Source organism: Nonomuraea sp. H19, from assembly GCF_052068215.1.
GTDB lineage: Bacteria > Actinomycetota > Actinomycetes > Streptosporangiales > Streptosporangiaceae > Nonomuraea.
The window spans coordinates 136484-148629 of record NZ_JBQHCV010000012.1; the positions used below are offsets into that span (position 1 = coordinate 136484).

General features: G+C 69.4%; 11 protein-coding genes. 3 read left to right on the plus strand and 8 right to left on the minus strand.

The features are described 5' to 3' along the window. Positions 1–27 precede the first annotated feature (27 nt). A complete protein-coding gene (gene hrpA / locus ACTMTI_RS26765; RefSeq protein ID WP_441123276.1) occupies positions 28–3897 on the plus strand; it encodes an ATP-dependent RNA helicase HrpA in 3870 nt (1289 codons plus the stop codon). Here hrpA and ACTMTI_RS26770 read toward each other — a convergent pair. Next, entirely contained in the window at positions 3887–4492 is a 606-nt protein-coding gene (locus ACTMTI_RS26770) for a Uma2 family endonuclease (protein ID WP_441123277.1), read from the minus strand. The genes hrpA and ACTMTI_RS26770 overlap by 11 nt on opposite strands. A gap of 184 nt (positions 4493–4676) precedes the next feature. Between ACTMTI_RS26770 and ACTMTI_RS26775 the strand changes: the two genes are divergently transcribed. After that, the gene (locus ACTMTI_RS26775; RefSeq protein WP_441123278.1) at positions 4677–5330 is read left to right on the plus strand and encodes an HAD family hydrolase; all 654 of its coding nucleotides are present in this window, start codon (positions 4677–4679) and stop codon (positions 5328–5330) included. A 169-nt stretch (positions 5331–5499) separates the two neighbouring features. Here ACTMTI_RS26775 and ACTMTI_RS26780 read toward each other — a convergent pair whose 3' ends face one another. The 6 genes from ACTMTI_RS26780 to ACTMTI_RS26805 form a co-directional block, all read right to left on the minus strand. Beyond that, positions 5500–5823 (minus strand): DUF5709 domain-containing protein, encoded by a 324-nt coding sequence (locus ACTMTI_RS26780; RefSeq protein WP_441123279.1) that lies wholly within the window; start codon positions 5821–5823, stop codon positions 5500–5502. A 33-nt stretch (positions 5824–5856) separates the two neighbouring features. Further along, positions 5857–6477 (minus strand): hemerythrin domain-containing protein, encoded by a 621-nt coding sequence (locus ACTMTI_RS26785; RefSeq protein ID WP_441123280.1) that lies wholly within the window; start codon positions 6475–6477, stop codon positions 5857–5859. A gap of 30 nt (positions 6478–6507) precedes the next feature. Continuing rightward, the gene (locus tag ACTMTI_RS26790) at positions 6508–6819 is read right to left on the minus strand and encodes a MerR family transcriptional regulator (RefSeq protein WP_441123282.1); all 312 of its coding nucleotides are present in this window, start codon (positions 6817–6819) and stop codon (positions 6508–6510) included. A 58-nt stretch (positions 6820–6877) separates the two neighbouring features. Beyond that, positions 6878–7300 (minus strand): Hsp20/alpha crystallin family protein, encoded by a 423-nt coding sequence (locus tag ACTMTI_RS26795; RefSeq protein WP_441123283.1) that lies wholly within the window; start codon positions 7298–7300, stop codon positions 6878–6880. 119 nt (positions 7301–7419) lie between these two features. Further along, positions 7420–8679, minus strand: a complete 1260-nt coding sequence (locus ACTMTI_RS26800; protein ID WP_441123284.1) for an MFS transporter — start codon at positions 8677–8679, stop codon at positions 7420–7422. Between the two features lie 109 nt (positions 8680–8788). Further along, entirely contained in the window at positions 8789–10525 is a 1737-nt protein-coding gene (locus ACTMTI_RS26805) for an ABC transporter ATP-binding protein (RefSeq protein ID WP_441123285.1), read from the minus strand. A 69-nt stretch (positions 10526–10594) separates the two neighbouring features. Between ACTMTI_RS26805 and ACTMTI_RS26810 the strand changes: the two genes are divergently transcribed. Further along, positions 10595–11014 (plus strand): MarR family winged helix-turn-helix transcriptional regulator, encoded by a 420-nt coding sequence (locus ACTMTI_RS26810; protein WP_441123286.1) that lies wholly within the window; start codon positions 10595–10597, stop codon positions 11012–11014. 40 nt (positions 11015–11054) lie between these two features. On the opposite strand, the gene ACTMTI_RS26815 is transcribed toward ACTMTI_RS26810, so the two are convergent. Further along, the gene (locus ACTMTI_RS26815; protein ID WP_441123287.1) at positions 11055–12110 is read right to left on the minus strand and encodes an amidohydrolase family protein; all 1056 of its coding nucleotides are present in this window, start codon (positions 12108–12110) and stop codon (positions 11055–11057) included. Positions 12111–12146 lie beyond the last annotated feature (36 nt).

Genomic DNA, 12146 nt, shown 5'->3' on the forward strand with positions numbered 1-12146 from the left:
GCCGGGCTCAAATATCCTGAAAGCAGTATGGGAACTCCTTCCTTGTCCTCTCCACTCGCCGACCTCCAATCCCGCCTGCCCGAGCTCATGCCCCGCGACCAGCGGCGGCTGCGGCGCAGGCTCGACGGCATGCGCCGGGTGCGCTCCCGCGACGCCCGAGACAAGATCGTCGCAGAGATCCTCGCCGACGTGGAGCGGGCCGAGCAGCGACTGGTACGGCGCCGCGACGCCGTACCAGTGGTGACCTATCCAGAAAACCTGCCGGTCTCCCAGCGCAAGGACGACATCCTCGCGGCCATCCGCGACCACCAGGTCGTGATCATCGCCGGTGAGACGGGCTCGGGCAAGACCACCCAGATCCCCAAGATCTGCCTGGAGCTGGGCCGCGGCGTACGCGGCCTGATCGGCCACACCCAGCCCCGCCGCATCGCCGCCCGCACGGTCGCCGAGCGCATAGCCGAAGAGCTCGGCACCGAGCTGGGCGAGGTGATCGGCTACAAAGTCCGCTTCACCGACCAGGCGAGCGACCGCACCCTGGTCAAGCTGATGACCGACGGCATCCTGCTGGCCGAGCTGCAAAACGACCGGATGCTCGACCAGTACGACACGCTGATCATCGACGAGGCCCACGAGCGCAGCCTCAACATCGACTTCATCCTCGGCTACCTGAAACAGCTCCTGCCCCAGCGCCCCGACCTCAAGGTCGTCATCACCAGCGCCACGATCGACCCCGAGCGGTTCTCGCGCCACTTCGACGACGCGCCGATCATCGAGGTCTCCGGCCGCACCTATCCCGTCGAGGTGCGCTACCGGCCGCTGGAGGAGGACGACGACCAGACGCAGGGCATCGTCAACGCCTGCCGGGAGCTCATCACCGAAGGGCCGGGCGACGTCCTGGTCTTCCTGTCCGGCGAGCGGGAGATCCGCGACGCCGCCGACGCCCTGGCCAAGGCCGAGTTCCGCAACACCGAGATCCTGCCGCTCTACGCCCGGCTCAGCGCCGCCGAGCAGCATCGCGTCTTCCAGCGCCACACCGGCCGCCGCATCGTGCTGGCGACCAACGTGGCCGAGACCTCGCTCACGGTCCCGGGCATCAAATACGTCGTCGACCCGGGCTTCGCCCGCATCTCCCGCTACAGCCACCGCACCAAGGTGCAGCGCCTGCCGATCGAGGCCATCTCGCAGGCCAGCGCCAACCAGCGCAAGGGCCGCTCGGGGCGGACGTCCGACGGCATCTGCATCCGGCTCTACGAGGAGGAGGACTTCCTCAACCGGCCGGAGTTCACCGACCCGGAGATCCTGCGCACCAACCTGGCGTCGGTCATCCTGCAGATGACCTCGATCGGGCTCGGCGACATCGAGGCGTTCCCGTTCGTCGAGCCGCCGGACCGCCGCCAGGTCAAGGACGGCGTCAGCCTGCTGCACGAGCTGGGCGCTTTCGACGCCCACGGCAAGCTCACCGGGATCGGCCGCAAGCTGGCCAACCTGCCCGTGGACCCCCGGCTGGGCCGCATGGTGCTGGAGGCCGAGAAGAACGGCTGTCTGCGCGAGGTCATGGTGATCGCCTCCGCACTGTCCATCCAGGACCCGCGCGAGCGCCCCGCCGACAAGCAGCAGCAGGCCGACGAGAAGCACCGCCGCTTCGCCGACCCCGAGTCGGACTTCATGGCCTACCTCAACCTGTGGAACTACCTGCGCGACAAGCAGAAGGAGCTGTCCTCCAGCGCCTTCAGGCGGCTCTGCAAGGCCGAGTTCCTCAACTACCTGCGCGTACGCGAGTGGCAGGACATCTACAGCCAGCTCCGCCAGTCGCTCGGCGCCCAGCCCAACAGCCAGCCCGCCGACCCTTACCACGTGCACGCGTCCCTGCTGGTCGGGCTCCTGTCGCACATCGGCGTCAAGGACGTCATGGAAAAGCGCGGCCAGGACGGCCGCCGCCCGATCCAGGAGTACATCGGCGCCCGCAACGCCCGCTTCGCCGTCTTCCCCGGCTCGGCGCTGGCCAAGAAGCAGCCGCAGTGGGTCATGTCGGCCGAGCTGGTCGAGACCTCCCGGCTGTGGGCGCGGGTCAACGCCAAGATCGAGCCCGACTGGGTGGAGCCGCTCGCTCAGCACCTGGTCAAACGGACCTACTCCGAGCCGCACTGGGAGAAGAACCAGGGCGCGGTGATCGCCCTGGAGAAGGTCACGCTCTACGGTGTGCCGCTCGTCGTCGGCCGCAAGGTCAACTACGGCCGCGTCGACCCCGAGCTGTCGCGTGAGCTGTTCATCAGGCACGCGCTGGTCGAGGGCGACTGGGACACCCATCACCGCTTCCTCCAGGAGAACCGCAGGCTGCTCGAAGAGGTCGAGGAGCTGGAAAACCGGGCCCGCCGCCGCGACATCATGGTCGACGACGAGGCCCTGTTCGACTTCTACGACCAGCGGATCCCCGCCGACGTGGTCTCGGCCCGCCACTTCGACTCCTGGTGGAAGAAGGCCAGGCAGGAGCAGCCGGACCTGCTGACGTTCTCGCCGGAGATGCTGGTCAACGAGGGCGCGGACGTCAGCACCCGCGACTACCCGGACGCCTGGAAGCAGCTCGGCCAGCGGATGAAGCTGACCTACCAGTTCGAGCCGGGCGCGGACGCCGACGGCGTGACCGTGCACGTGCCGCTCCAGGTGCTCAACCAGGTCAACGCCGACGGCTTCGACTGGCAGATCCCCGGCCTGCGCGAGGAGCTGATCACCGCGCTGATCCGCTCGCTGCCGAAAAACCTGCGCCGCAACTTCGTGCCCGCCCCCAACTACGCCAAGCAGGTCCTGGCCGGGGTCAAGCCGGGCGGCGAGCCGCTGCTGGCGGCCATGGAGCGCGAGTTGCTGCGGCTCACCGGCGTACGCGTGCCGCGCGAGGCCTGGCAGCTCGACCAGGTGCCGGACCACCTGCGCATCACCTACCGGGTGATCGACGAGCGCAAGCGCACGGTCGCCGAGGACAAGGACCTCGACGCGCTCAAGCGCCGCCTGGCCCCGCGCCTGCGCCAGACGCTGTCCCAGGCGGGCGACGACCTGGAGCAGACCGGCCTGCACACGTGGAGCTTCGGCCGGCTGCCCAAGGTGTTCGAGCAGGGCCGGATGAAGGGTTATCCGGCGCTGGTGGACGCGGGCGACTCCGTCTCGATCAAGATTTTTGAGACGGAGGCGGAGCAGCGCCGCTCCCACTGGCCCGGCGTGCGCCGCCTGCTGCTCCTCAACGTCACCAATCCGGCCAAGTCGCTGCTCGGCGGCCTGTCCAACCAGGCCAAGCTGGCCCTGTCGCGCAGTCCGCACGGCGGGGCGGTGGCGTTGTTCGACGACGTGGTCAACGCGGCCGTGGACAAGCTCATGCTCGACGCCGGGGGCCCGGCCTGGGACCCGGTGGCCTTCGACCGTCTCTACCAGCACGTGCGGGCTCACCTGTACGACGCGGCGGCGGACGTGCTGGCGAGGGTGGAGCAGATCCTGAGCGTCTGGCACGAGGCGGGCGCCCGGCTCGACGCGCTGCGGTCCAGCGAGTCGACCGACGACATCCGCGACCAGCTCGGCAAGCTCGTCTACCCGGGTTTCGTCACGGGCACCGGCTACCGGCGGCTATCCGACATTCTCCGCTACATCCGGGCAATCGACCGGCGTCTCGCCAAGCTCCCCGAGGAGCCGTGGCGGGATCGGGAGTGGATGGATCGGGTGCACAAGGTCGAGGACGACTATCACGACCTGCTGGAGAAGCTGCATCCTGCGCGACGGGGAGATCCGGATGTGGCGGAGATCCGGTGGATGATCGAGGAGTTGCGGGTGAGCTTCTTCGCCCAGACGCTGGGCACGCCCACGCCGGTGTCGGAGAAGCGGATCGCGAAGGCGATGGAGAAACTCACACCATGAAGATCGAGGTGTCGAGCTCGAAGTCGATGGGGGCCGGCAGGTAGAGCGGCTTTCCGAAAGGCACGGAGGTGAACGCGCGATATTCGCCGTCCTTGATGTCGCTGTAGACGGTCGCGGACGGCGACTTCGCGATCGGATCGATCAGCAGATAGATCGGCACCTTGCCCAGTGCGTAGAGGCGCAGCTTGTCCTCGCGGTCCGTGCGGACGCTGCTGGGCGAGACCACCTCGGCAGTCATGATCACCCCGGACGACAGCAGCTCTCCCTGGCCCCAGCGAGGGCAGTGTTGAGGCGTCAGGACATAGTCGGGCACGAGAGAATCTCGGGGGCCTTCGATGCAGACGTTCGGGCCGCCGGGTGCTCCTCGCCATCCGCGTTCAGCACGCAACGGAAGCAGAGCGTCGTGCAGGTCTGCGGCCATCCAGGTGTGCTCCGGATCACCCATCGGGCTCACGATCAGTTTCCCTTCGATGACCTCAACCCGGAAGCCGGGGAGGGGGGGTAGGGCATCGAACAACTCTCTTGTGGTTCTTGGGGTGGGCGTGCTGGTCTCCTCAGACTGGGTCGCCGGAGGTTCGATCGCCATGGCTACCATCCGAACTGTCCCTTCGTGATCGAACGGGCACGCTCAGTATTTCACATCTTCAAGATCGCAGTATCGATCTCTCGACGGTCCCTTCGCGTCACGCTGAGGCCGCATGAAAAAATGCCATTCGTCGGGCTCTCACCTGGTGCCCGGAGGAAAGAGCCGAAACAGGCGGATTCGAGCAGGGGGATCGATGATCAAAGCCGTGGTGTTCGACGTCGGGGAGACGCTCATCGACGAGACGCGCATCTGGTCGCGCTGGGCCGAGCGGCTGGGCGTGAACAGCTTCGTACTGATGGGCGCGCTCGGCGGCATGGCGGCGCTGGATCGCCCGCACAGCGACGCCTTCGAGCTGATCCGGCCCGGGTTCGACCTGTATGCGGAGGAGGCCGCCTGGGAACGCGACGATCCCGGCGGCCTGCGTAACCATTTCGACGCCGACGACCTCTACCCCGACGTGCGCGAGGCGCTGGCCGCCATCCGCGCGGCGGGATATCAGGTGATCATCGCCGGCAACCAGCCGAAGCGGGCCTACGACGCGCTGGTCGCGATGGACCTGCCGGCCGATTCCGTGCACACCTCCGAGGGGTGGGGCGCATCCAAGCCGGACCCGGCGTTCTTCGCCAAGGTGGCCGCGGTCGCGGGGCGGGAGCCCGGCGAGATCCTGTACGTGGGGGACCGGCTCGACAACGACGTGCTCCCCGCGGGCAGGGCGGGCATGCGCACCGCGCTGCTACGCCGCGGTCCGTGGGGCTACTTGCACGCCGCACGGCCCGAGGCGAGGGCCGCCGACGTGATCGTCGACGACCTGCACGCCTTGCTGCCCGCCCTGCGGCAGCTCTCCTGAGGCCTTCCGCGGGGTTGATATGGACCACGGTGGCGGCGTCAGCCGAGGCCTCCCGTGGGGTTGATGTGGCCACGGGGAGGCTCAGCCGAGGCCTCCCGTGGGGTCGGTGCGGTCACGGTGGCGGCTCAGCTGAGGACTTCCGCAGGTCGATGCGCACCGCTGCGGCCGCTCACCTGAGGTCCTCTTCGGGGTCGATGCGGATCGCGCGTTCCTCGGCCGACAGGTCATCGGTGTCGTCGCCCCACTCCTGGGCGATCTCCATGTCGTCCGTGTCGGGCTCCAGCCCCGCGTCCGGCTGGGTCAGCCGGTGTCTGGGGCGGGGCTCGTGGAGCCGATCACGGGCCTCCCGCCGCAGCCGCTCGTCGAGCGTGTCCCTGCGTCGGGGGTCGTCATCGACGACCTCATGGTGCAGGCCGAGGTCTTCGGTCCACTCGCTGACCTCGATCTCCTGTTCATCGCTCAGGCCGTACCGGTCCGGAGGTTTTTCGGTCATACGCGCTCCCTACCCAGGGAGCGATCCGAAATCCTAGGACTTGGCATGCCTGAGGGCCTCGGCCAACTCCTGCTTACCCATCTGGGACCGGCCCGGAATGTCGGCCTTCTGTGCCTGCTCGTACAGCTCGGTCTTGGTGGCCTCCTCGCGGGAGCTGCCGGCCCTCTCGCGGGAGCGGGTGGCCTTCTGACGCGAACGAGCGGCCCCCTCGCGGGAGCGGGCGGCCTGCTTGGGGACGCTGAGCGCCTTCAGCTCCTCCGCCCTGCGCTCCTTGAACGCCTTGCCGAGCTCCTTCAGCCCCTTCTCGCCGACCGACTTCGCCAGGATGGGCAGGATCCTGCTCTCTTCTTCCTGTACGTGGTGCATGACGGCCTGGACGAGCTGTTCCAGCGTCTTGCGGAACTCCGAGGTGCCCGGCTCGGCCCGTACGAGGGAGTCGAGCAGGATCTCGGCCTCTTTGTGCTCCTCGACGCTGTGGTGGGCGTCGATGCCCGGGTAGACCCGGTCCTCCTCGGCGCGGGCGTGCGCGATCAGCAGAGCGCGCAGTTCGGCGACGGTGGCCGTGGGGTCACCCTCCTGCTTCATGAGCCGTTCGAAGAGGCTCTCGACGGTGCGATGGTCCTTGGTGATCAGAGTGATGACGTCGGTTGCCATAGTGGCCATCGCTACCCATCAGGGGGCATGTCATTCCAGCTCACGCAGTCGCGCGCGGGTTCGCTTCAGCTCCTGGCGCAGGGCCGCGAGTTCCTGTTCGAGCTCGAGGATGCGCCGGATGGCGATGAGCGTCATGCCCTCCTCGGCCATCCGCGTGACATGCCGCACGGTCATGATGTCGCGGCGGGAATAGCGCCGCTGGCCGCCGCTCGAACGGCTCGGGCTGATGATGTCGTGCTGGTCGAGCCGGCGCAGGTAGGCCTGCTGGACCTGGAGCATCTCCGCCACCTGCCCGAGGGAGTAGAGGGGGGCGTGCTCGTCGTCGAAGGGCAGGTCGGTCATATGACCCCTCCATCCGGTGTGGGGGCGGGATGTGGGGTGCCCGCCCCCACACCGCCGGTCAGGCCTTGATGGCCTTGGCCTCGCCGCGCTGGATCTCCACCTTGCGGGGCTTGGCCCGCTCCACAACCGGGATGCGGACCGTCAGCACGCCGTTGTCGTAACCAGCGTCGATCTTGTCGCTGTCCAGGTGCTCGGACAGGTAGACGCGCCGGGTGAAGGAGCCCATCGGGCGCTCGTGGACGAACAGCCGCTCGTTTTCCGCGATCTCCTCTTCACGGCGAGCGCTGACGCTGAGGACGCCCCGGTCGACCGTCACCTCGATGGAGCCGGGGTCGATGCCGGGCAGGTCGAAGCGCAGAAGAACGTCGTCGTCTCGGCGCAGCCCGTCCATGGGCATGACCGGCCCCTCGGCCTGCCGCGTCAGCCGGTTGAACTGACGCTCGAACTCCTGGAAGAACGGATCGATTGAAGTCAAGAGCATGTCCGAACCTCCTTGCTACTGTCCGATTTGGAGATAACCTCAAACTGCAATTACAGGTTAGCTCTAGATGCGCCTGCAGAAAGATGGAGTGACAATGCTCTTACCTCGCGGTAAGGCAGTCAGGCGTTCTCCAAGCCCGGGCGGAGCCCCGCTGCCTGCCTGATCGTCTGGCCGGACAGCCGGGTCAGCGCCACGGCCGCGAGCAGCGCGGCCGCCACGCACGACACGCCGCCGATCTCCAGCGCGATCCGCGGCCCCAGCGCGTCGCTGAGCCAGCCGAGCAACGGCCCGCCGACCGCGCCCGCGCCGGCGCTGACGATGGACAGCGCCGCGATGACCCGGCCGCGCATCGGCTCGGGGCTGTCGAGTTGGGCTCGCGCCGAGACGGTGGTGTCGATGGCCACCGCTCCCGCCGCGATCGGCAGCATCACGGCCGCGAACGTCCACAGCCCCGGCATCAGCCCGCTCAACGCCTGCGCGGCTCCCGTCACGAACGCGGTGATGAGCAGCAGCCGGATCGTGAGCTGCGGCCGGGCGGCGGCCAGGAAGCCGCCCGCCACCGTGCCGACGGCGAACACCGTGGACAGCAGGCCGTACCCGCTGGCGCCCGCCTCCAGGGGGCCGGCGCTCATGGCGGCCATGGTGACCTGGTAGTTGCGGCCGACACTGCCCGCGACGAACCAGAGCGCCAGCACGACCAGCAGCCACGGGGTGCGCAGCACGTACCGCAATCCCTCGGCGACGGCGCCCGGCTGCCGCTCGGCCGCGGCGAGGCGATGGAATTCCTCGCGCCGCATGGCCGCCACCGCCGCGATCACCACGAAGAAGCTGGCGGCGTTGATGACGAACAGCCCCGCGTTCCCCGTGAACGGCAGCAGCACGCCGGCCAGGCTCATGCCCAGGATCCGGCCGGCGGAGTTCAGGATCGAGCCGAGCGCCATCGCGTTGGGCAGGTCGCCGGGCGGCACCACCTCGGCGCCGAACCGGCCGAGCGCGGGTCCGCCCAGCGCGGTCACCACGCCGCCGGCCAGCGCCACTCCGTAGATCGGCAGGACCGAGTCGGCGCCGGCCAGGGTGATGACGGCGAGCACGGCGGCCAGCGCCGCCTGCCCGAGCTGCGCGGCGATCACCACCGGACGGCTCGGCAGCCGGTCCGCCAGCGCCCCGCCCCACATGCCCAGCAGCAACGTCGGCAACGCCTGCATGACCAGGCTCAGCCCGACGCTCATCGCCGAGTCGGTCAGCGTGAGGATGAGCCAGTTGACGCCCAGCACCTGCATCCAGGTCCCGGTGACGGAGATGATGTCGGCGCCGGCCCACAGCCGGTAGTTGTGATGACGCAGCGCGCGGAACGCCGAAGTCTGCGCAGGGGTGGTCAAAGAAAACTTGTCCTAGCCTTGGGGATTCACCGGATTTCCAAACGCCTGGTTCCGGAGCATCGATTCCGGTTTGACCGAAATGTGAGGCAGAACACGCCCAAATGAGGTTTCAGACTGGTTCGAGCTGTGGCCGGTCCCGGCTGACGAGTGCGGCGTAGAGGCCCCTGCGGGCGATGAGCTCGTCGTGGCGGCCGCGTTCGACGACCCTTCCGTGGTCGAGCACGACGATCTGGTCAGCGTCGCGGACGGTGGACAGGCGGTGCGCGATCGTGATCGTCGTGCGGCCCCGCGCCAGCGCGTCGAGCGCCTCCTGCACGGCCCGCTCGGTCTGGGTGTCCAGCGCGCTGGTGGCCTCGTCGAGGATCAGCACCGGCGGGTCGCGCAGCAGCGTACGGGCGATCGCCAGGCGCTGCTTCTCGCCGCCGGAGAACCGGTAGCCGCGCTCGCCCACCAGTGTGTCGTAGCCGTCGGGCAGGGCGGCGATGTGGTCGTGGATGCGCGCCGCGCGCGCCGCCGCCTCCAGCTCCGCGTCCGTGGCCTCCGGCTTGGCGAAACGCAGGTTGTCCGCGATCGAGGCGTGGAACAGGTACGTCTCCTGCGACACCACGCCGACCGCCGCGCTCAGCGTCTCGAACGTCAGCTCCCGCACGTCCACCCCGTCGATCGTGACCCGCCCGCCCGTGACGTCGTAGAGCCTGGGCGGCAGGTAGCTCAGCGTGGTCTTGCCCGAGCCGGTCTCACCCACGACGGCCAGGCTCGTGCCCGCCGGCACGGTGATGTCCACACCGGTGAGCGTGGGAGTCTCCCCGTAGGAGAAGTCGACGTTCTCGAAGCGGACCTCGCCGCGTACGCCGTCCAGCGTGCGCGTGCCGGGATGGACGTCCACCGTCAGGTCCAGATACTCGAAGATCCGCCCGAACAGCGCCAGCGAGCTCTGCACCTCGACGCCGAGCCGCAGCAGCGACACCGCCGGTCGGAAGAGGCTGACCTGCAAGGTCGTGAACGCCACCAGCGTGCCGACCGAGATGGCGCCGGTGTAGCCGACGGCCCAGTAGACCATCGCGGGCATCGCGGCCATGATGATCTGGATCGACGACTGCCGCCACCGCCCGGCCATGCTCGCACTCACGCCCAGGTCGGCTAGTTCGTCGGAGGCCCGGCCGAAGCGCTCGGTCAGCTCGGTGGAGCGGCCCATCGTGCGGCCCAGCAGGATGCCGCTGATCGACAGCGACTCCTGCACCATGGAGGAGATCGTGGCCAGCTTGCGCTGCCGCTCGGCCGTGATGCGCCGGCGCTCCGCGCCCACCTTGCGGCTGATCCACACGAACACCGGCAGCAGCAGGAGCGAGATCACGGTCAGCCGCCAGTCGAGCGCGGCCATGGCCACGATCGTGGCGAGCACGGAGGTGAAGTTCGAGATCATGGAGGTGGCGGTCGAGGTCACGACCTGCTGCATGCCGCCGATGTCGTTGGCGATGCGCGACTGCACCTCACCGGTCCTGGTGCGGGTGAAGAACGCCAGCGACATGCGCTGCAGGTGCCCGTAGACCGAGACGCGCAGGTCGTGCATGACCCGCTGGCCGACCGTGGTGGAGACCAGCGTCTGCACCACGTCGAACACGCTGGTCGTGACCGCCACCGCGATCATGCCCAGGGCGAGCAGCGCGAGCAGCCCGACGTCTCTGGACGGGATCGCCACGTCCAGGACCTCGCGCAGCAGGAACGGCGAGGCCAGGGAGACCAGCGACGACAGCACGATGAGCAGGCCCACCAAGGCCAGACGGCCATGGTAGGCGCGGAACAGCTTGATGATGCGCCCCAGCGGCGCCCGTGGTTCCTCCGCCAAGTGGTGCTCCTTTCAGATGTCCACTCAAACAGAGGTTAACTCATAATTGTTCCGGCTAAGCTTTCCGGTATGGAGGACAAGGAGCTCGCGGAGCTCTTGCACCTGGTCAGCCGGCGGCTGCGGCATGGATACGTGCGGCGGCTGGTCCCGCTGGGGCTCAGCCCGAGCCAGGCGCGGGCGTTGCGCGTGCTCGCCGACGCCGATCAGCCGCTGCGGATGGTACGGCTCGCCGACGAGCTGCGGATCGTGCCGCGCTCGCTCACGCCCGTCGTGGACGCGCTGGAGGAGGCGGGGCTGGCGCGCAGGGAGGTCGATCCCGCCAACCGCCGCTCCACGCTGGTGATGATCACCCCGCAGGGGCGGCAGGCCGCCGAGGGGGCGCGGGACGCGCGCAGGCAGGCGGGGGAGGACCTGTTCGCGGCGCTGTCGGCGGACCAGCGCGAGCAGCTCAGGGGGTTGCTGAGCCTGGTGGAGAGCCAGTTCGGGTGAGTGCGCGGCGTCTCCGTAATCAGTGCGTGGTGAGCGTCACTCAGTGCGTGGTGAGCGTCACCACGCCGCCGACCACCGTGGCGAGGCACGGCGGCTGTGCGAGCAACGCCGCATAGGGGTAGCGGCCGCGGGCGTCGAACACCGCGAAGTCGGCCCGCGTGCCGCGCGCCAGCGAGCCGATCCGGCCCCGGCCGCGGTGCATGCCCAGCGCCCTGGCGCCGCCCAGCGTCACCGCTTCGACCAGCTTGCGATCGAGCGCGCGGGGCCGCAGCCGCAGCTCCCGCGCGCGCCGCCGGATCGCCGCGGCCGGCTCCAGCGGCCCGGCGGGAACGCCGTCCGGGCGGTCGCGGCCGGACGCGCGCTCCGGGCCGCAGGTGCCGAGGGCGACGGTGTTGCCCTCCTCCAGCAGGGCCAGCACGTCGGCCACGGGCGGCTCCCCCGACGGGCAGAAGGTCACCACGGTGTCGCGCAGCCTGAGCAGCTTGCGCTCGCCCGGATCCAGCGGCCGGGAGCACCAGACATGGCACCACGGCCCCAGCGCCCCCGCCTCGTCCAGCTCCGTGGGCGAGTGCCGGTCGAGATCGGCCAGCAGCCGCAGCCCGAACGTCCTGGCCAGCACGGCGACGTCCTCCAGGACCTGCGGATCGCGCGTGTGCGCCGCGATCCCCACCGCGCACGGCCGGTCGACCTCTCTGATCGCCGTGATGAGCGCGTCTCGCTCGCGCTCCTCCCACTCCTCTTCGCTGCCGCTGGTCACCTCGACGTACGCGATGCCGGGCAGCCTGCCGGGATCGGACGGGTCGCGTACCACGTTCGCCCGCGCCGTCACCCCGGGCGCCGCCGAGGGCGCGGCGCAGCAGGCGTCCACCAGCCCCGCGACGATCATCCCCGGCCACCGCCGCTCCTGCGCGGACGGAAAGCGCGCCAGGAGTTCGGCCCGCGAGCCCACCTGCAGCACCTGCTCGCCCCTGGTCACCACCGCGCCGTTCCGGATGGGATCGGTGCAGACGGGCAGTACGAGAGGGGCGGTATGGGCCACAACGGGCGCGGGCGGGCGCCGTCCAGCGATCGGTCCGGCACGTGTCGCAGACGGCATCAAGAACTCCTGTGGGATTTACCCTTCTGGGCATTA

Bases quoted from the DNA above. Each gene is read 5' to 3' on its own strand.
- hrpA (WP_441123276.1), top strand. From the start codon at position 28: ATGGGAACTCCTTCCTTGTCCTCTCCACTCGCCGACCTCCAATCCCGC.
- ACTMTI_RS26770 (WP_441123277.1), bottom strand. From the start codon at position 4,492: ATGGTAGCCATGGCGATCGAACCTCCGGCGACCCAGTCTGAGGAGACC.
- ACTMTI_RS26775 (WP_441123278.1), top strand. From the start codon at position 4,677: ATGATCAAAGCCGTGGTGTTCGACGTCGGGGAGACGCTCATCGACGAG.
- ACTMTI_RS26780 (WP_441123279.1), bottom strand. From the start codon at position 5,823: ATGACCGAAAAACCTCCGGACCGGTACGGCCTGAGCGATGAACAGGAG.
- ACTMTI_RS26785 (WP_441123280.1), bottom strand. From the start codon at position 6,477: ATGGCAACCGACGTCATCACTCTGATCACCAAGGACCATCGCACCGTC.
- ACTMTI_RS26790 (WP_441123282.1), bottom strand. From the start codon at position 6,819: ATGACCGACCTGCCCTTCGACGACGAGCACGCCCCCCTCTACTCCCTC.
- ACTMTI_RS26795 (WP_441123283.1), bottom strand. From the start codon at position 7,300: ATGCTCTTGACTTCAATCGATCCGTTCTTCCAGGAGTTCGAGCGTCAG.
- ACTMTI_RS26810 (WP_441123286.1), top strand. From the start codon at position 10,595: ATGGAGGACAAGGAGCTCGCGGAGCTCTTGCACCTGGTCAGCCGGCGG.
- ACTMTI_RS26815 (WP_441123287.1), bottom strand. From the start codon at position 12,110: ATGCCGTCTGCGACACGTGCCGGACCGATCGCTGGACGGCGCCCGCCC.